This window comes from Pseudomonas sp. NFX224 (assembly GCF_048565165.1).
In the GTDB taxonomy this organism is placed as follows: Bacteria; Pseudomonadota; Gammaproteobacteria; order Pseudomonadales; family Pseudomonadaceae; genus Aquipseudomonas.
The window spans coordinates 6,280,450-6,298,785 of record NZ_CP183416.1 but is presented as its reverse complement, the minus strand read 5'-3'; the positions used below and the strand labels follow the sequence as shown (position 1 = coordinate 6,298,785).

Genomic DNA, 18,336 nt, shown 5'->3' with positions numbered 1-18,336 from the left:
TCAGCACGAGGCCCGGCGCAGCTTTGCTTCGAATCTGCCCATAACAATCACAATAGCGGGACGCACCTCATGAAAGCCTTCACCCTGTTAGCCCTCGGCTCCTTGACTTTGCTGCCCTTGAGCAGCCAGGCCATCACCTTGAACGATGATTTTTCACTGTTGCTGGACGCAACCCTGGCCAGCGACTACCGCACCCGCGGCATCTCGCAGACCCAGAACGACCCGACCCTTCAATTCGGCATGACCCTGGCCCACAGCAGTGGCCTGTACCTGGGCGCGTGGACATCCAACGTCGACTTTGGCGGCGGCCTGAAAACCCGTCAGGAAGTCGACTACTACGCCGGTTGGCTGTGGCAGGCCACCGATGACGTCAGCCTGGACCTGGGCTATCTCAAGTATTCGTATCCGAAGGAGAGTCAGTTCAACCAGAGCGAGGCCTACGGCATTCTCAGCGTCTACGGGGTGAAACTGGCGGCCTATTACTCCGCCGATGCACCGGGTATCGACAGCGAACAGAACTCGCTCTACAGCTACGTCGGTTACGAAACCGAATTGCCTTACGGCGTGGGCCTGAAGCTGCGCTACGGCGACATGGATTTCAAGGACCCGCACCTGTACTCGCGCTCGGGTGAGGCCGAAGACTCGTACCGTGAATGGGAGGTCAAACTGACCCACGAGTTGGCTGGGGTCATGCTCGGACTGAGTTACATCGATACTGATTTGTCGAAGAGCCAGTGCGCCAGTAATTGGGGCTTCGATGATGTGTGCAGCGCGACAGTGGTGGCGAGCGTCAGCAAGTCCTTCTAACCACCACTAATCCCCTGCAGGAGCGAGCCTGCTTGCGATGACGCCGGCACATTCAGCATCAATGTCGAATGACCGTCCGCTATCGCGAGCAGGCTCGCTCCTACAGGAGTTATGTGGTCGCTTCAGAGTTGCGCCAGATAATCCCACGGATAAATCCCGCGCTCATGCCCGTCACTGAACACCAGTTGCAAACCATATCCCTGCGGGTTCAGTTCGACCACGCACACACGCTCATCAACCAGCGGCGTCATCCCGCGTAAACGAAACGCCCGGCATTGCGAACACGGACACTGCCGGCGCAGTTCGGCGTGACCGAGCCATTGTTCACGACCGTCCGGCCAGCCCAATCGCAACTGCTGTTTGCTCCGGGAGTTGCCAATCGCCACCGGGTTCATTGCAATTGACTCAAGGCGATGCGCACGGCTTTGCGCACTTCCGGGTCGCCGTCGTCCTGTGCGGCCTGCAATGGCGCGATGGCGCCACGATCGTTCAATTCGCCAAGGGCCAGCGCGGCCTCCTTGCGCAGGTTGCTGATGCGATGGCCGAGGGTTTCGATCAGCGCATCGAGGGCCGGCGCGTAGCGCAAGCGACCAAGGCTGCGGGTGGCACGCAGGCGTACTTGCCAGTAATCGTCGCTCAAGGCGTCGACCAGCGCCAAGCCCGCGTCAACGTGCCCGACCTTGCCCAGCGTGGTGGCGGCTTCCTCGCGCACTTGCCAGGCATCGTCCCGCAGCGCCTGACGCAGCGCCGGCAAGACTTGCTCGTCAGAGGCGAGGCCCAATGCCCCGGTGGCGGCGCGGCGGACCTCGACGTCCGTGTCCGCGCTGGCCAGACGCGCCAGTGCCGGCAAGGCATCGAGCTGTTTGAGCCAGCCCAGCACACCGACCGCTTCACGCCGAACGCTCGCGTCCTTGTCATCCAACGCGAGCAATGCCGCGGGCGCCGCCTCGGCAAAGCGCAATTCGCGCAAGGCCCTGAACGCCGCGATACGCACGCCGCGGTCGGCATGCCCGGTCCACGGCAAAATCACCTTCCCCGCCGCTTCACTCTTGAGCAGGCTGAGGCTTTGCGCGGCGGCAGCTTGCACCGCGTCCGATGGATCGGTGAGCGCCTGGCACAGCGCCTCGACCACCGGCGCGTCCTCCCAGGCTTCGAGCAAACGCGCGGCTTCGGCGCGGACCTCCGGGGCCGGGTCTTGGGCCAATCGATTGACCAGCCACAGCAGGCCGTCCGGCTCTTCCAGATCGGCCAGCTCGATCAGCGCGATGCGGCGCACGCCCGCATCGTCATCAGTCAGGCGCGATTGCAGGGCGAGAATGTCTTCGTTATCGGTTACATCGAATAGTGAGGTCATAGGGCAAATCGCGGCAGTTTGTTTTCTGGGGGAAGTCCGAGAGGGTTCAGGCGAGGCAACTGCCGACCGTCTTCGTGACGCAACAGTTCGAGGCAGTGACGCTTCAAACGGGAGAATTCATGGCTCGTCACCAGTTCAGTGGTGCGTGGCCGGGGGAAATCCAGGCGCAGGTCTTCAATGATCCGACCGGGCCGTGTACTCATGACCAGCAAGCGATCGGCGAGGAACAGCGCCTCGTCGATGTCGTGAGTGACGAACACCACGGTGGTGCGAATGCGCGTCCAAATGTCCAGCAACAGTTCCTGCATGTTCAACCGGGTCAAGGCATCGAGGGCGCCAAAGGGTTCGTCCATCAGCAACAGCCGTGGACGATTGACCAGCACCCGGGCAATTTCCACCCGTTGCTGCATGCCGCCGGAAAGCTGATCCGGCCAACGCTCGGCAAAACCTTCGAGGCCGACCAGGGCGAGCATGTCATCGGCAGCCCGGTGCCGTTCGGCCTTGCCGACGCCGCGCATTTTCAGGCCGAAGGCGACGTTGTCACGCACCGTGCGCCAGGGAAACAATGTGTGCTGCTGGAACACCATGCCGCGCTGCGGCGACGGGCCAGACACCGCAGCGCCGTCGACGCTGAGGCTGCCGGTACGCGGTTGCAGATGCCCGGCCAAGGCGCCGAGCAACGTGGATTTGCCGCAACCGGACGGTCCGAGAATGCACACAAACTGCCCCGGTTCGATCTGACAGTCGAGGCCCTGCACGGCTTCGAAGGCCGCGCGGCCCTCGCCCAGGCTGATCGAAAGGCCGCGAATATCGATACGCCCTTGCGGGTGTTGAAAAACGCTCATCAGGCTTTTCCTCGTGGTCGATGCCAGGGCGTGAACAACCCGCCCAGGCGTTTGATCAGCAGACTGCTGCCCATCCCGAGTACACCGATCAGCAACATGCCGACCACGATGTCGGGGTAGTTCTGGATGGTGTAGGACTCCCAGGTGTAATAGCCGATGCCGTATTGCCCGGAGATCATCTCGGCGGTCACCAGGCAGAACCACGAGGTGCCCATGCCAATGGCAAGGCCGGTGATGATGCTCGGCGCGGCGCCCGGCAGAATCACTTCCAGCAACATCGCCCGGCGCCCTGCCCCGAGGCTTTTTGCCGAAGCGATCAGCCGTGGATCAACGCCTTCCACGCCGTGCACGGTGTTGAGCAGGATCGGAAACAAGGCCCCGGTGAAGGTGATGAACACCATCGACAGCTCCGACGACGGGAACATCAGGATCGCCAGTGGGATCCACGCCACGGCCGGTATCGGCCGCAGCACTTCCAGCGGCGGCAGCAACAGATCCTCGGCCCATTTCGAGCGGCCGATCGCCAGGCCCAACGCGACGCCGGTGATCAGCGCCGCGAGGTAACCGGCGAAGACCCGGCTCAGGCTGCTGCTCAGGTGCCGGGCGAGTTTGCCCGAGTCGCCGAGGCCGAATGCGGCGTCGATCACCGACAGCGGCGTGGGCACGTTGGCGAAGGTGACGAGGCCGAGGTTCCAGTGGTGGCTGGCGGCGAGTTGCCAGAACAGCAGGCAGAAAACCAGTGAAGCCGTTCTTGGTATCCAGCGTGAAATTGATCCGTACACAATTCTTCCTCTCAACCCGATAAACCTGTGGGAACGAGCCTGCTCGCGATGGCGGTATCACATTCAACATTGATGTCGACTGACCCACCGCTATCGCGAGCAGGCTCGCTCCCACAGGGGATTGCGGTGTTTCGGGGGTTAGCGCACCGCCACAGCCTGCGCAGTGGCATCCGTGAAGTCGAACACCTTGCCACCCTGCGCGGTAGCAAATTGCTGGGCCTGGCCCTTGAGCAGGAACGCACTCAGACGGCCCTTGGCATCACTGGCGAACCACGCCTGATCGGCCAGCAACTTGATCCCGCTGTCACTGGCCTGGGCGTACACCGCGCGGATGTTCTTGCCTTCCTGTTTCAGGGTGGCCAGCGCCGCAAACGCCGCTTGCGCCGAGGCGTATTGACGGACTTTCGGCTCGCCGCGTACCCAGATTTCGGCCACATGGCTGAAGTCGGTGATGGCCTTGCCGCTGGAAGCATCCACGGCCTTGAGTGGCGTCTGGGCGTAGTTGGCCAGTTGCGCGGTGTAATCCAGGTTCGACGCCTTGAAGGCGGCGCGGATGTATTGGTCGTCGATGAAGGTGTTCAAATCGAGACCGCGATCGGCCTTCTTCAACAGTTTGAGGGTGTCGATGGCAGTGCCGACGGCCTGACGGTATTCCGGTTTCCAGCTCAGGTCACGGGTTTGCACACCCAGCGGGCCGTGGAACAGGTAGTTGACCTCGGCATCGACGCCGGTGACGTTGGCGATCAGTTCGCTGTACTTCTCAGGCTCGGCGGCGAGCAGTTGATTGGCTTCGATGCTGGCGCGCAGATAAGCGACGACAATCTCCGGGTACTTTTTCGCGTAGGCCTGATCGACCAACGCTCCGTGGAAGGTCGGCGCACCGGCCTGGGAACCGTCGTAGATCTTGCGTGCGAAGCCCCGGCTCGGGAACAGCTCGGCAAACGGCACGAAGTCGGCATGGGCATCGATCTTGCCGGCCTGCAACGCAGAACCGGCGACTTCCGGCGGCTGGGCGATGATGTTCACGTCTTTGAGCGGGTCCCAGCCTTGAGCCGCCACGGCACGCAGCAACATGCCATGGGCGGTGGAAGCGAACGGCACGGAAATGGTCTTGCCCTTGAGCTCGGCCAGCGACTGCACGCCCGAAGCGCTCGGTACCACAATGCCGTTGCCACTGCCCTTGGTGCTGCCCGACAACACGCTGATAAACAGACTGTGCTTGCCCGCCGCTTCGAACGCCACGCCATTGAATGAACCCGGGAAATCGGCCATGGCGCCGAAGTCGAGTTTGCCGGCGACCATCTCATTGGTCAGCGGCGCGCCACTGGTGAAGTTCTTCCACTCCACCTCGTACCTGGCGTCTTTGTATGGGCCGTCGTGGGGCAGGTATTTGTCCAGCAGACCGAGTTCGCGAATCAACAGACCGCCGGCGGCGCAGTTGATCGTGGTGTCCTGGGTGCCGATGGCAATGCGGATGGTTTCGGCCGAAGCCGACAAGGTGAATGAAGCCAGTACCAGACCGGCCAAAGCTGCACGCAACATCATGAGTGTTTCCCCTCGAATCATTTATAGGATGTTCGTCTCCGCCACGATCAGGGCGCGGTGGGAAACGAGGGGTGTTTTGAAGCAGGCGTCCGGTGTTGCCGGGTAGCTTTTGGGTGTTGTCACCCATGTAGGAGTGAGCCTGCTCGCGATGGCGATGACACATCCAACATTTCATTGCCTGACCCACTGCTATCGCGAGCAGGCTCGCTCCCACAGGGTCAGTGTTTCAACGCAACAAATACGGGATTTCTACTTTCACCGCCCCGGTCGGGCAGTCTTTTTCACAGGGCATGCAGTACCAGCATTCATCGAAGGCCATGTAGGCCTTTTGCGTGGCCGGGTTGATCGCCAGCAAGTCCATCGGGCAGACGTCGACGCACACGGTGCAGCCCTTGTGGGCGATGCATTTGTCCTCGTCGACCGTGACGGGGGCATTGGAGCGGAAGAAGATTTCCTGGGGTTGGTAGGCCATTTCACGGTTTCTCTCTAGTGTCTTGCTCAAGCCGCATCGGCACCGACCCGTAACCGGTCGTAAGCCTGCATTTCGTCCACGTCAAGCGGGATGATGTAAGGCTCGACGGCTTTCTTGAAACTGGTCATCAGCCCGTTTTCACCCTTCTTCAGGTGGCAATGGCAGAACCAGTCACTGTCGTTGCGCTGCGGGTGATCGACCCGGTAGTGGTAAAGCCCCCAGCGACTTTCGGCACGGAACAGCGAGGCACGGGCGGCCATTTCGGCGCAGTCGCGGATCATGCTGACTTCCATGGCGCGCATCAGTTCGTGGGCGTTGTGAGCCTTGATCTGATCGAGATCGCGCTGGATGTCGCTGAAACGTTGCAGGCCGATCTGCATCTTCTTGGTCACTTTCGGCGGTTGCAGGTAGTCGTTGACGAAGCGCCGCAGCTTGTATTCGACCTGGGCTGGTGGCAGTCCGTGTTCCCGGTCCAGCGGTGCGTAGACCCGTTGTTTTTCGGTTTCGATCTGCGCGGCATCCAGCGCGGAAAACTCACGCCCGGCGACAAAATCCGCCGCGTTGTTGCCGGCGAACCAGCCGTAGGTGAACGCGCCGAGCATGTAGTTGTGCGGCACGGCAGCCATGTCGCCCGCCGAGTACAAACCCTTGACCGAGGTCTCGGCCTTCTCGTTGACCCACACACCGGAGGCCGAGTGACCGCTGCAAAAACCGATCTCGGAGATGTGCATTTCGACCATCTGCGTGCGGTAATCGGTGCCGCGATTGGCGTGGAACTGGCCGCGACTCGGGCGCTCGTTGCTGTGCAGGATCTCTTCGATGTTCTGGATGGTTTCCTCGGCCAGGTGATCGAGCTTGAGGAACACCGGGCCATTGCCGCTTTCCAGCTCCTGATGGAACTCCCACATCATCTGCCCGCTCCAGTAGTCGCACTCGATGAAGCGCTCGCCCTTGTTGTTGGCGGTGTAGCCGCCCAGGGGACCGGTGACGTAGGCACAAGCCGGGCCGTTGTAATCCTTGATCAGCGGGTTGATCTGGAAGCACTCCAGATTCGCCAGCTCGGCCCCGGCGTGGTAGGCCATCGAGTATCCGTCGCCGGCGTTGGTCGGGTTTTCGTAGGTGCCCATCAGGTAACCCGAGGACGGCAGGCCCAAGCGTCCGGCGGCGCCGCAGGCGAGGATCACCGCTTTGGCCTTGATCACATGGAAGTCAGCCGTGCGGCAATCGAAACCCATCACGCCGTTGACTGCGCCCTCTTCATCCGTGAGCAAACGGGTGCAGACCAGGCGATTGGTGATGCTCACCCGCGCCCGTTTCAACTGACGATACAGGACTTTCTTGATGTCGTGCCCTTCCGGCATCGGCAGCACGTAAGCGCCCATGTGGTGGACCTTCTTCACCGCGTAGTCGCCGGTCTCGTCCTTCTCGAATTTCACGCCCCAGCGGTCCAGCTGCTCGATGGTCTCGAAGCTGTGTGTCGCATAGGCATACACCGCCGCCTGATTGACGATGCCGTCGTTGGCGATGGTGATTTCCTTGGTGTACTGCTCCGGTGTCGAGTGGCCGGGAATGATCGCGTTGTTCAGGCCATCCATGCCCATGCTGATCGCGCCGCTGCGCTTGACGTTGGCCTTGTCGATCAACAAAACCCGCAGATCGCGGTTGCGTTCCTTGGCCTTGATCGCTGCCATCGGGCCGGCCGTGCCGCCGCCGATGACGACGATGTCGTATTCCTGTTCGAGGGTGTTTCGCGTCATGCCTGCTCCCCTTTTTGCCGGTCGATCCGCAGGCGGTACTGGAAGGCATCGCCACGGTAGTAAAGGTGTTCGAAGTCCAGTGGCTGGCCTGCTGCATCGTGGGTCAGGCGCTCGATGCGCATGATCGGCGAGCCCGCTTCAACATTCAGCGCCTGGGTCAGGTCGCTGTCGGCCAGCACTGCGTCGATGGCCAGATCGGCATGACCGAGCGCCACGCCGCAGTCGTTTTCCAGGATCAGGAAGATGTCGCGGGTCACCAGATCAGCCTTCTCAAGGCGCTCGCCGATGGCTTTGGGCAGGTAGGTGATTTCCAGCGAAATCGGCTCGCGGTTGATCAAACGCACCCGTTTGATCTGCGCCACAGTCTCGCCTTCGGCGACCTGCAAACGCTCGGCGACCAGTTTGTCGGCGGCGATGAATTTGAAACTGCGCAGGCGGTTGATCACCTCGTAGCCACGCCCGGTCATGGACTCGGCGAGGCCTTGCAGGGTGCTGACATTCTGGAAGGTTTTCGGCTTGGCGACGAACGTGCCCTTGCCGTGGATCTTGAAGATCAGCCCTTCCTTCTGCAGATCACCGAGCGCCTGGCGCACGGTGATGCGGCTTACCTTGAACAGCGCGCCGAGCTCGCTTTCGGAAGGCATCTGGCTGTCTTGCGGGTATTCGCCGTCGAGAATGCGCGCACGTAATACGTCGCGCAATTGGGTGTGCAACGGGACGCTGCTGAGGGATAGAACGTTATCGGTCATGAAGATCACTTGTCATAACGAGTAATGACGTGATCTTAGAGTTCTAATGACGGGCTTGAGAAATACTGTTTGAGCATAAGGTTAGATTCGGCAACCACGGATTTTGGTAGCAGCTGTCGAGCTTGCGAGGCAGCTGCTACAGACCCGTTAGCCGATGCGCAAGGCACGCAGATCCAGTCGGCCGTCCTTCAGCGGCGGGCACCAGTAGTAGCCGCCAGTGATCGGTCGGCTGATGCGGTACAGGCCGTCAGTGATGCCGTCTTCCAGACCGCTCATGCGGCGAAGCTGAACTTCGAAGGCGTCGAGGGAGAAACCGAAGGCAAGGAACATCAGGCCGGCACGCTCGTCTTCGATCCACGGCATCGAACGACGGACCACGAACGCTTCGGGGGCGAAGCTTTCCTGGGCGGTGCGTTTGACGTGGGCGGAGATCGGCGCGTCATCGAGCTCTTCGTTGTCGCTAAGGCGGCGGCCCATGATGTCGTCCGTTTCATGGGACGGCATCGCGTGAAAGCGCTTGAGGTCATGCTGCCATTGCTGGATCGCGGCGAAGCTGCCGCCGATCATGCCTTCAGCGCCCTGGCCCACCAGCGCGGCAGCCGCAGCGGCTTCGTCGCGTGGGTTCTCGGTGCCGTCTTCGTAGCCGGTCAAGTCGTGGCCATCGCGGTGGCGGAAACCTTCGGTCACCTGCACCAGGCGCAACGCCGGTGCCAGTGCGGCGGCAAACGCGTTGCTGCGATTGAGCAATTCACCGCGGTCGGTGCCATGCAGCCAGCACCACAGCGCCTGCTGCGTCGAGGGATTGTCCACGCCGACGCCGGTCATCGCCGGGAACACCCGCAGCCCTTCAATGTTGCAATCGAGCGCTTTGACCAGGGATTCACCGAAACCCACCACTGCCGATTTGCCGTCCGCCAGCTGCATCAACTTGTCGAGTGCCGCCGGCAATTCAGCAGCAGATTCGAGAGCAAAGAACATGTGGCGGGCGTGAGGCGGAACAGGGGTGGCGAGAATGCCCGGCTGGTAGTGACTCATGTGAACTCCTTTAGAAAGAGCGCGAAGTTTAACCGCAGCACCGGCTGTTGTGTGCTCAAAGGTCAAAAGTCGCGTTTCAAGAACCGGGTAAAGCGGTCTACGCTTGAGGCACAAGATTCAAACCCTTAACCCCTCTACTCTGCCCATCGCCGCTCGATTGACTTAAAAAGTCGGGTCATTAGGGCGTATAACCTTTGAAGCGATTACCGAACGGCAAGTCATCAGCGTACGGCTGACATTTCACACGGGGTAGCGACATGAGCACAGCAGATCTCCTTGGCAACCTGTTTCCCGAGGCCGGCAGCATCCCGGAAAAATACCGTCTCGACGGCCAGATCGAGCAGCGCGAATACCTGGTCGACGGCGTCCTGAAAACCTGGCCGGGCGCCCTCGCCCAAGTCCGCAGTCCGGTATACCTGAGCGGGGCGAATGGCGACGAACAAGTGATCCTCGGCAGCACGCCGCTGCTTGACGCCGAAACCGCTTTGACCGCCCTCGACGCCGCCGTGCGCGCCTACGACCGTGGCCAGGGTTTGTGGCCGACGATGCGCGTGGCCGAACGCATTCAGCACGTCGAAACCTTCCTCGGGCGCATGCGTGAGCAGCGAGGGGCCGTGGTCAAGTTGCTGATGTGGGAAATCGGCAAGAACCTCAAGGACTCGGAAAAAGAGTTCGACCGCACCTGCGATTACATCGTCGACACCATCAACGCCCTGAAGGAACTCGACCGCCGCTCCAGCCGCTTCGAACTGGAGCAGGACACCCTCGGCCAGATCCGCCGCGTACCGATGGGCGTGGCACTGTGCATGGGGCCTTACAACTATCCGTTGAACGAAACCTTCACCACGCTGATTCCGGCGCTGATCATGGGCAACACCGTCGTATTCAAACCGGCGAAGCTCGGCGTGCTGTTGATTCGTCCGTTGCTGGAGGCCTTCCGCGACAGCTTCCCGGCCGGGGTGATCAACGTGATCTACGGCAGCGGCCGCGAAACGGTCAGCGCGCTGATGGCCAGCGGCAACATCGATATCTTTGCGTTCATCGGCACCAACAAGGCTGCCAGCGACCTGAAAAAACTGCATCCGCGCCCTCACCGCTTACGTGCGGCGCTGGGGCTGGATGCGAAGAACCCCGGCATCGTGTTGCCGGAAGTGGATCTGGACAACGCCGTGAATGAAGCCGTTACCGGCTCCCTGTCCTTCAACGGCCAGCGCTGCACCGCGCTGAAAATCCTCTTCGTCCATGAAGACGTGGTCGATGCCTTCATCGAGAAATTCAACGCCAAACTCGCCACCCTCAAACCGGGCATGCCCTGGGACAGTGGCGTGGCCCTGACGCCGCTGCCGGAATCGGGCAAGGTCGATTATTTGCACTCTCTAGTGGCGGACGCGGTCGGCAAAGGGGCAAAAGTGGTAAACCCCCATGGCGGCGAAGCTCGCGCATCGTTCTTCTACCCCGCCGTGCTGTATCCGGTGACGCCGCAGATGCGTGTCTATCAGGAAGAACAATTCGGCCCGGTGGTGCCGATCGTGCCGTACCGTCATCTGGACACGGTGATCGATTACGTCCTGGAATCAGACTTCGGCCAGCAACTGAGCATCTTCGGCACCAACCCGGTCGCGGTTGGCCGATTGGTCGACACCTTTGCCAATCAGGTCGGGCGCATCAACCTCAACGCCCAGTGCCAGCGCGGCCCCGACACGTACCCGTTCAACGGCCGCAAAAACTCCGCCGAGGGCACCTTGTCGGTGCATGACGCCTTGCGGGTGTTTTCGATCCGTACGTTAGTGGCGACCAAATTCCAGGAGACCAACAAGGACCTGATCAGCGAGATCATCAGCGGCCGCAGCTCGAGCTTCCTGACCACTGATTACATTTTCTGAGGAGCGCAAACCTGAGCACATCCACTGCGCATCGCCTGCCACCACTACTGCGCCGGTTACTGCGTCCGCTGCTGGACCCGTACCGGCGCTATCGCCATGCACGGATGATCCATGCGGTCCGCGTGTCACTCGGGTTACTGGCGTCGATCGCGCTGACCACCGGCATCAACCTGCCTCACGGTGAGTGGGCGTCGGTGACGATGCTGGTGGTGATCGGCGGCTTGCAGCATCACGGCAACATCGGCAAAAAAGCGGCGGAACGGGCCATCGGCACCCTGGTCGGAGCGGCTGTCGGCCTTGTCCTGGTGGTGCAGCAATCCTGGCTCGGCATGCCGTGGCTGACCTATTTCGCCATGGCCGTGGTGTGCGGATTTTTCTCGTATCATGCCATCGGCAAAGGCGGCTACACCGCGCTACTGGCCGGCATTACCGTATTCATCGTCGCAGGGCACGGTGACAATCCAGTCGCTGACGGGTTGTGGCGCGGAGTGGACATCCTGATCGGCATTGCCCTGGCCTTGGCGTTTTCCTTCGCCCTACCGCTGTATGCGGTCTACTCCTGGCGCTACAACCTGGCTGACGCCCTGCGTGATTGCGCGACGATCTACGCGCGCATTATCAACGGCCAACCCGTCACCGCTGACGAACACCTCAAGCTGATGGGGCGCCTGAATACCGTGATGGTGCAACAGCGTTCGCTGATGCCATCGGTATCCAAGGAGGTGAAGATTTCCATGAACGAACTCGATGCCATTCAGCGTCAGCTACGCCTGTGTGTCAGCACGCTGGAGATTCTCGCCAACACCCGACCGGATACCAGTGACCCCGAGACGGTGGCTCGCCTGCGCTCGGCCTTGACAGCAGAGCACCGGCTGATCCATGTGCAACTGATCGGCATGGCCCGGTCGCTGAAGACCGGCGTCGTCCACCGTTTGAATCGCCCCATGGCGTTGCCGACCGTCAGCCTCGATGCTCCGGTCTACAACGCCCTGGACGGTTACCGTTTATTGACTCAGCAACTGGCCGCGAACATTGGCGAGATGCGCCAGCGACTGGCCAAAACCGCGCCACGCTGGAACATCTGATTTACATTTTATTGTGTTGCCGCCCGCCGAAACTTCAGGCTCCAGCCCTGCTGCATGCCCGCAGCGGCCAGCAGAATGGCGGCAACCCCGAGCCATTGCAGCGGCTCCAGACGATGACCGAAGGCAAACCAGTCGACGAAAATCGCTGCGATGGGATAAATGAACGACAGCGCACCGGTCAAGGCCGTTGGCAGCTTCTGGATCGCGCCATACAGCAGCACATACATCACGCCCGTGTGCACGATACCCAGCGTGATCAGGCTGGCCCAGGCACTCGGCGCTTGCGGCAGCGCTGAAAAGTGCGCGAACGGTGCGAGCAACAGCATGCCGGTGCTCACCTGGACCAACGCGATCAGATGCGGCGGCGTGCCGGTCAGACGTTTGATGATCAACGCGGCAATCGCGTAGAGGAACGCAGCGCCCAGCGCCAGAGCGATACCCAGCAAATACTCGTTGCCGTTCTCGCCCTGCCCGCCATGGGCACTGACAATCGCCAGCATCCCGAGAAACGAGACACCCAGCCACGCCATTTTCTGCAAGGTGATCTTCTCGTTGAGAAACACCGCGGCCAGCCCCACCAGCATGAACGGCTGAACGTTATAGACCGCAGTGCCGATGGCAATCGAGGCGCGGGAATAGGAAGCGAACAGCAGCACCCAATTGCCGACAATCGCCACCCCGCTGAGCACGGCCAACAGGAACGTGGTGCGGGTCAGAATGTCGGGGCGCAGGAAGCCGAATGCCGCGCAAATCAATAGCAGCGTGCCGGCGCCGAACAGGCAGCGCCAGAACACCACGTCCAGCACCGGTTGCCCTGACACCAGCACAAACCAGCCGATGGTCCCGGAGATCAGCATGGCGGCGGTCATTTCGAGCGAGCCGCGGCGTATTGTGTTGTCCATCTTCAGACCCCTTTGTTGATGGGCAAATTATGCCGATCAGCCAAGGGGCTTCTCCAGCGCAAAAAGCAGGCTAAACTTGAAATTTGCCTTTAATACGAAGGCCATTTTTAAGAAATGCCTAATCGAGGTTTTGGCCATGACCGATGATATCGACCAAGTGCTGATCACGGCATTGATGGAAGACTCGCGCCGCTCGCTCAAGGCCCTGGCGCAAATCAGCGGCCTGTCTTCGCCCAGCGTCGCCGAACGCCTGCGTCGCCTCGAAGAGCGCGGCGTGCTCAAGGGTTACACTGTGGAAATCGACCCGAAATGCTTCGGCTATCAACTCCAGGCCATCGTGCGCATTCGCCCGCTGCCGGGCCAGTTGCAGGAGGTCGAACGGCAGATCATGGCGATTCCCGAGTTCACCGAGTGTGACAAGGTCACCGGCGACGACTGCTTCATCGCCCGCCTGCACGTGCGCTCGATGGAACAACTGGACACCCTGCTCGACCGTCTCAATACCCACGCCGAAACCAACACCGCGATCGTCAAGAAAACCCCGGTAAAGCGCCGGTTGCCGCCGATGGCCTAGCCGTTTTCAGCAAATTGCAGACAATAAAAAACCCGCCGAAGCGGGTTTTTTAACTCAGTGCCGACGATTAATCATCGCGGCTCATGATGCCGAACAGCTGCAACAAGCTGATGAACAGGTTGTAGATCGATACATACAGGCTGATGGTCGCCATGATGTAGTTGCGCTCGCCGCCATGGATGATGGCGCTGGTCTGGAACAGGATGCAGACCGAGGAGAACAGCACGAAACCTGCGCTGATCGCCAGTTGCAGACCGCTGATCTGGAAGAAGAAGCTCGCCAGCGTCGCGCCCAACAGGACAAAGAAGCCTGCGGTGATGAATCCGCCGAGGAAGCTCATGTCCTTGCGGGTGATCAGCACGTAGGCCGACAGACCGCCGAACACCAGCGCCGTCATCGCGAAGGCCGAGCTGACGACTTCAGCGCCGCCCTGCATGCCCAGGTAGCGGTTCAGGATCGGGCCGAGCAGGAAACCCATGAAACCGGTCAGGGCAAATGCCGACACCAGGCCCCAGGCGGAATCACGAAGTTTGTTGGTGAGGAAGAAAAGGCCATAGAAGCCGATCAGCACCACGAAAATGTTCGGGTAACCGACGCGCATCTGCTGTGCAACGAAGGCCATCACACCGCTGAATGCGAGGGTGAGTGCGAGCAAGCCGTATGTGTTGCGCAGGACGCGGCTAACCTCTAGCTGCTCAGCCTGCAAGCTGTTATTAACTGCGTAATCCTGTTCGCGCATGGCGACACTCCTGTTGGTTTGAAACGTTCAGTCGCAAAGATAATAACAGACGCTCTGTAACAAGCGATGCAGAGAGTTTGACAGTGTGTTTCATTCAGGTATTATGGCGCCCGCAACGCAAACGGAGGTGTGGCCGAGTGGTTTAAGGCAACGGTCTTGAAAACCGTCGACTGTAACAGGTCCATGAGTTCGAATCCCATCGCCTCCGCCATCTTTATACGACAAAGCCCTGATTTTTCAGGGCTTTGTCGTTTCTGGGGTTTGGTGAAACCTCTCACACCCTTCAGACGCGTGCTCCGCATCCGACGGAACACCGAAACCTACTTCGCCACATATTTCGTCCCCCGCGAATCCCCAAGCTTTGCCTGTAACATCCCCCACTCGCGCTGAATGATCGAGTAAGGAATGAAGATGCTGATCCTTTCAGCCTTGTTTATGCCGGAGTGATTGCTCACGTCGTTCAGTATGGTTGAGTAGAAACCGATATTGATGCCGACGACACTGCCGTCACTGGTGATGACCGGCCCACCCGACATGCCCTTGATCAGCGGGGCATCATGGATGGCATAGTGTTCACCGCTCTGTTCATCGGCGTTGATGAACGGCGTCTGATAGACCTTGCCTGTCCCGGTCGTAGTCACGAGGTAAGGACTCACCCCCACGGCCGTTATGCTCTCGCCCGCACGCGGTGCGCGCCAGGACGGGTAGCGGCCATTGGCCTTGTGCTGGATGAAGACCAGATCGCAGCCTGTGCTGCAACTGTATTTAACGTTGGGGATGAACGGTATGTGGCGGATGGTGACGGCGTAGTCATCGTTCCACTGCACGGCCGAGGCCATGTATACATAGGGCAGAGGAAAGCCTGAGTAGATCAGGAAGTATGAATCATTAACAGGACCCGAAAAGTCGGGTTTGACGATGCCATTGCATCCTGCAGTTAAAGCTCCTATTAGAAAGCAGGCCATGATCTTGATCATGATAGATCACCGACTTAATAGGGAGAGTACGGCTGTTTTTTGTTGTCATTATTTTGTCTTTTGTCGGGTAGCAGAACTCCTCGCCGCTGGCGATAGCTGGACGTTATTTTACTTATGGTTCAGATTGCCACGACGCGCATGAACAAATCGCACTAAGGCCAATCGCCTTTTGATCAACTTCAAAGATTCAAATATCTGGCGCCATAAAAACGCCAACAATGAAAACAGAAACTTGGATCCACTCTAGACTCCTCGACGGTTTACGGATCAACTGAGTCCGCTGAAATTGTCTACCCGTAGAAAGCCTGATGAATGTCTAGTCCTGAAATAGGTTTACACCTGTTTCACTCCAACGCCCGCACGGTACGTCTTGGCGCTCGAACCTATGTAGCGGGCACCTTGGTAATTCCAAGGGGATTCCAGCAACGCTTCGGTTGCCGATCAAGATGAAGGCTTTGTTCGCGATCTGGTTGTTCGCGACAATAACGGAGACGGCTTGATTAACCGTGGCCCGCATAATGTTTATATGGACAATATCAGCGGATATGCGTAACGAAGGATGGAACTACGCCAACGAAATTCACGATGGAATATATAACGGCGCCCTCACTTACTGCACCGTTCTGCACTGTTTTCAGGGAGACATGAGTTGGACAAGCGCCAGCGATCGCAAGCGTAAGAACATCTATATCGGCAGCAATGGCTGGCTTGGCTAGATCACTGAAAATGGCGGCTCAATAAAACGAAACAAGAGGCCTGAGCCTCTTGTTTTTTAGTTCATTCTCAACACGCGTTAGAGCCTGAAATCACTTCGCTGTAATCACCGACAATTTGGTAATCCCCGCCCGCTCGATCGAGGCCATCGCGCGGGCCACTTCGCCATAATTCACCCCGTTGTCCGCCTGAAGCTGCACGCGCACCTCCGCATCTTTGGTCTTGGCGGACTTGAGATTGACTTCCAACAAGTCAGGCTGGATTTCATCCTTGTTGATGAACACCTTGCCTTTGTCGTCGATGCTCACCACCAGCGGGTCTTTCTGCTCCACCGGCGCCACCGCTTCGGTCTTCGGCAAGTTGATCGGAATCGAGTTGGTCAGCAACGGCGCGGTGACGATGAACACCACCAGCAGCACCAACATGACGTCCACCAAGGGTGTGACGTTGATCTCACTGAGCACTTCATCGCTATCTTGTGTGGAAAATGCCATGTCAGGAAGCCTCCTTGACTTTCTGACCGGCGACGGTGGCGCCGGACTTGCTCAAAACCGGGTGCAACAGCACGCGGAACGAATGCTTTTGCGCCAGGCTGTAGAAGTCATGGGCAAAGTCGTCGAGGTCGGCCGCAGTCAATTTCAGGCGACGCAGAAAGTAGTTGTAAACCAGCACCGCCGGTACCGCGACAGCAATGCCGACGCCCGTGGCGACCAGTGCCGCACCGATCGGCCCGGCGACCGTTTCCAGGCTCGCCGAGCCCGCCGCACTAATGCCTTTGAGCGCCGACATGATTCCCCACACCGTCCCGAACAGACCGATAAAGGGCGACGTGCTGCCGATACTGGCAAGGATCGCCAGGCCGCTTTCCAGCGAACGCCGCTCACGCACGATCTGCTGACGCAAGGCGCGCTCGAGACGGTCTTGATGGTTGATCGACTGACTCAAATCGGTGTTCTGATTATCGCTGACCTGAATCGCTGCATAACCAGCAAGCGCCACGCGGGCCGCCGCGCCGGGCTGGCTATTGGCGAGTTCGGCGGCCGAGTCCAGGCTGGAAGCGGCCCAGAATTGTTTATGGAATTTTCGGTCTTGCGTCTTCAGGCGAGTGAACTGCAAACCCTTGAGCAACGCCAGGCCCCAGGTCGCGACGGAAAAGAGGATCAACAGCCAGATGACGGCGTGTTCGATGGATTCGAAAGGGGATGCGATCATGTTCATGGTCAGGCTCTCCAGCAAGGCATTGGATCGGTTGTAGCGATGCGCCTTGTGTCAGGTAGCCCGCGGTGTACTTCAGTAGGTTTGAGTTACTTGATTTTGAAATCGATCGGCACGCTGACCCAGCCGTCCTGGGCGACATCGCCCTGCTTGGCCGGAACGAAACTCCAGCGCTTCACTGCTGCCAGCGCCGCGTCATCGAGTTGATCGCGGCCACTGCTTTTCTGGATCTGGATTTCACCCGGTTTGCCACTGGCCAACACATGCACCCGCAACAACACTGTGCCTTCCCAGCCGCGACGCATCGCCAGCGATGGGTATTCCGGTGCCGGATTCTTCAAGTAAGCGGCGCTGGCCGAGGCCGGCGTCACCGGTTTCGGTGCAGGCGGTGCGGGTGGAGCTGGCGCGGCGACCGGTTGTGGCGGTGCCGGTGGTTGCTCCACCGGTTTCGCCACGGGTTTAAGCACGGGCTTGACCACCGGTTTTGGCTTGGGAACCGGTTTCGGCGGCGGTGGTTTCACGGCCAGTTCATCCTCCACCGGCGGTGGCGGCTCGACCACTGGCTGCGGAATCGGCTCGGGCGGCGGTACCACCACGGGCGGTGCCGGTTGCGAGAACTCGATGGTCATCGGCGGAATCTCCGGCGGCACCACCGGCAGCTGCGGCGGCGGTGCCTGGTTGAGCCAGACAATCACCGCACCATGCAGCACCAGCGCAAACACCCCCAGCAAGACCACCTCACGACGACTCAACACACGCTTGGGCGTGCTGTGCAGACGCGACAACGCCAGGGGTTCGCGGAAAACCCGACCGATATCGAGCAGTTCGCCACCGGGTAACGGGCGTCGAAACACCTCTAGGGCACTGGTGGCGCTCTGGACATTGCCCATTGAAAGACTCC

At 59.9% G+C, this 18,336-nt stretch carries 19 protein-coding genes and 1 tRNA gene; 5 read left to right on the top strand and 15 right to left on the bottom strand.

Going from position 1 to position 18,336, the window contains the following annotated elements:
• Positions 1 to 69 precede the first annotated feature (69 nt).
• On the top strand, positions 70 to 807 hold the full coding sequence (locus ACNYC6_RS28885; protein WP_419710289.1) for a TorF family putative porin: 738 nt from the start codon (positions 70 to 72) through the stop codon (positions 805 to 807).
• 122 nt (positions 808 to 929) lie between these two features.
• Here the strand turns inward: ACNYC6_RS28885 and ACNYC6_RS28880 are convergent, their stop codons facing one another.
• The 9 genes from ACNYC6_RS28880 to ACNYC6_RS28840 form a co-directional block, all read right to left on the bottom strand.
• On the bottom strand, positions 930 to 1,202 hold the full coding sequence (locus ACNYC6_RS28880; protein WP_419710288.1) for a DUF971 domain-containing protein: 273 nt from the start codon (positions 1,200 to 1,202) through the stop codon (positions 930 to 932).
• Positions 1,199 to 2,161: a HEAT repeat domain-containing protein gene (locus ACNYC6_RS28875; protein WP_419710287.1), complete on the bottom strand. Its 963-nt coding sequence runs from the start codon at positions 2,159 to 2,161 to the stop codon at positions 1,199 to 1,201. Before ACNYC6_RS28875 ends, ACNYC6_RS28880 begins: the two co-directional genes overlap by 4 nt.
• Positions 2,158 to 3,006, bottom strand: coding sequence for an ABC transporter ATP-binding protein (locus ACNYC6_RS28870; RefSeq protein WP_419710286.1), 849 nt, complete (start codon positions 3,004 to 3,006; stop codon positions 2,158 to 2,160). Before ACNYC6_RS28870 ends, ACNYC6_RS28875 begins: the two co-directional genes overlap by 4 nt.
• The gene (locus tag ACNYC6_RS28865; RefSeq protein WP_419710285.1) at positions 3,006 to 3,788 is read right to left on the bottom strand and encodes an ABC transporter permease; all 783 of its coding nucleotides are present in this window, start codon (positions 3,786 to 3,788) and stop codon (positions 3,006 to 3,008) included. Before ACNYC6_RS28865 ends, ACNYC6_RS28870 begins: the two co-directional genes overlap by 1 nt.
• Before the next feature lie 138 nt (positions 3,789 to 3,926).
• Entirely contained in the window at positions 3,927 to 5,333 is a 1,407-nt protein-coding gene (locus ACNYC6_RS28860; protein WP_419710284.1) for an ABC transporter substrate-binding protein, read from the bottom strand.
• Between the two features lie 226 nt (positions 5,334 to 5,559).
• Positions 5,560 to 5,805, bottom strand: a complete 246-nt coding sequence (locus ACNYC6_RS28855; protein ID WP_003180418.1) for a 4Fe-4S dicluster domain-containing protein — start codon at positions 5,803 to 5,805, stop codon at positions 5,560 to 5,562.
• A 26-nt stretch (positions 5,806 to 5,831) separates the two neighbouring features.
• A complete protein-coding gene (locus ACNYC6_RS28850; protein WP_419710283.1) occupies positions 5,832 to 7,562 on the bottom strand; it encodes a fumarate reductase/succinate dehydrogenase flavoprotein subunit in 1,731 nt (576 codons plus the stop codon).
• On the bottom strand, positions 7,559 to 8,311 hold the full coding sequence (locus ACNYC6_RS28845) for a GntR family transcriptional regulator (protein WP_419710282.1): 753 nt from the start codon (positions 8,309 to 8,311) through the stop codon (positions 7,559 to 7,561). The genes ACNYC6_RS28850 and ACNYC6_RS28845 overlap by 4 nt, the downstream gene beginning before the upstream one ends.
• Positions 8,312 to 8,458: 147 nt before the next feature.
• Complete coding sequence (locus ACNYC6_RS28840) at positions 8,459 to 9,346, bottom strand: Dyp-type peroxidase (RefSeq protein ID WP_419710281.1); 888 nt, start codon at positions 9,344 to 9,346, stop codon at positions 8,459 to 8,461.
• A gap of 257 nt (positions 9,347 to 9,603) precedes the next feature.
• Between ACNYC6_RS28840 and ACNYC6_RS28835 the strand changes: the two genes are divergently transcribed.
• Both ACNYC6_RS28835 and ACNYC6_RS28830 read left to right on the top strand, forming a co-directional pair.
• Positions 9,604 to 11,229 (top strand): NADP-dependent glyceraldehyde-3-phosphate dehydrogenase, encoded by a 1,626-nt coding sequence (locus ACNYC6_RS28835; RefSeq protein ID WP_419710280.1) that lies wholly within the window; start codon positions 9,604 to 9,606, stop codon positions 11,227 to 11,229.
• A gap of 104 nt (positions 11,230 to 11,333) precedes the next feature.
• The gene (locus ACNYC6_RS28830) at positions 11,334 to 12,314 is read left to right on the top strand and encodes an FUSC family protein (protein ID WP_419710279.1); all 981 of its coding nucleotides are present in this window, start codon (positions 11,334 to 11,336) and stop codon (positions 12,312 to 12,314) included.
• A gap of 8 nt (positions 12,315 to 12,322) precedes the next feature.
• Here ACNYC6_RS28830 and ACNYC6_RS28825 read toward each other — a convergent pair whose 3' ends face one another.
• The gene (locus tag ACNYC6_RS28825) at positions 12,323 to 13,216 is read right to left on the bottom strand and encodes a DMT family transporter (protein ID WP_419710278.1); all 894 of its coding nucleotides are present in this window, start codon (positions 13,214 to 13,216) and stop codon (positions 12,323 to 12,325) included.
• A gap of 136 nt (positions 13,217 to 13,352) precedes the next feature.
• Between ACNYC6_RS28825 and ACNYC6_RS28820 the strand changes: the two genes are divergently transcribed.
• Positions 13,353 to 13,790 (top strand): Lrp/AsnC family transcriptional regulator, encoded by a 438-nt coding sequence (locus tag ACNYC6_RS28820; RefSeq protein WP_007987480.1) that lies wholly within the window; start codon positions 13,353 to 13,355, stop codon positions 13,788 to 13,790.
• 67 nt (positions 13,791 to 13,857) lie between these two features.
• On the opposite strand, the gene ACNYC6_RS28815 is transcribed toward ACNYC6_RS28820, so the two are convergent.
• Positions 13,858 to 14,529 (bottom strand): Bax inhibitor-1/YccA family protein, encoded by a 672-nt coding sequence (locus tag ACNYC6_RS28815; RefSeq protein WP_338581136.1) that lies wholly within the window; start codon positions 14,527 to 14,529, stop codon positions 13,858 to 13,860.
• 123 nt (positions 14,530 to 14,652) lie between these two features.
• Between ACNYC6_RS28815 and ACNYC6_RS28810 the strand changes: the two genes are divergently transcribed.
• Positions 14,653 to 14,740: transfer RNA gene (locus ACNYC6_RS28810), tRNA-Ser, on the top strand.
• A gap of 109 nt (positions 14,741 to 14,849) precedes the next feature.
• Here ACNYC6_RS28810 and ACNYC6_RS28805 read toward each other — a convergent pair.
• The 4 genes from ACNYC6_RS28805 to ACNYC6_RS28790 form a co-directional block, all read right to left on the bottom strand.
• On the bottom strand, positions 14,850 to 15,506 hold the full coding sequence (locus ACNYC6_RS28805) for a trypsin-like peptidase domain-containing protein (RefSeq protein ID WP_419710277.1): 657 nt from the start codon (positions 15,504 to 15,506) through the stop codon (positions 14,850 to 14,852).
• Between the two features lie 806 nt (positions 15,507 to 16,312).
• A complete protein-coding gene (locus tag ACNYC6_RS28800) occupies positions 16,313 to 16,714 on the bottom strand; it encodes an ExbD/TolR family protein (RefSeq protein ID WP_419710276.1) in 402 nt (133 codons plus the stop codon).
• Position 16,715: 1 nt separating this feature from the next.
• Positions 16,716 to 17,438, bottom strand: coding sequence for a MotA/TolQ/ExbB proton channel family protein (locus ACNYC6_RS28795; protein ID WP_419710275.1), 723 nt, complete (start codon positions 17,436 to 17,438; stop codon positions 16,716 to 16,718).
• An 86-nt stretch (positions 17,439 to 17,524) separates the two neighbouring features.
• Positions 17,525 to 18,325 carry an energy transducer TonB gene (locus ACNYC6_RS28790; RefSeq protein ID WP_419710274.1) on the bottom strand — a complete coding sequence of 267 codons (801 nt, stop codon included), beginning with the start codon at positions 18,323 to 18,325 and terminating at the stop codon, positions 17,525 to 17,527.
• Between the last annotated feature and the right edge of the window lie 11 nt (positions 18,326 to 18,336).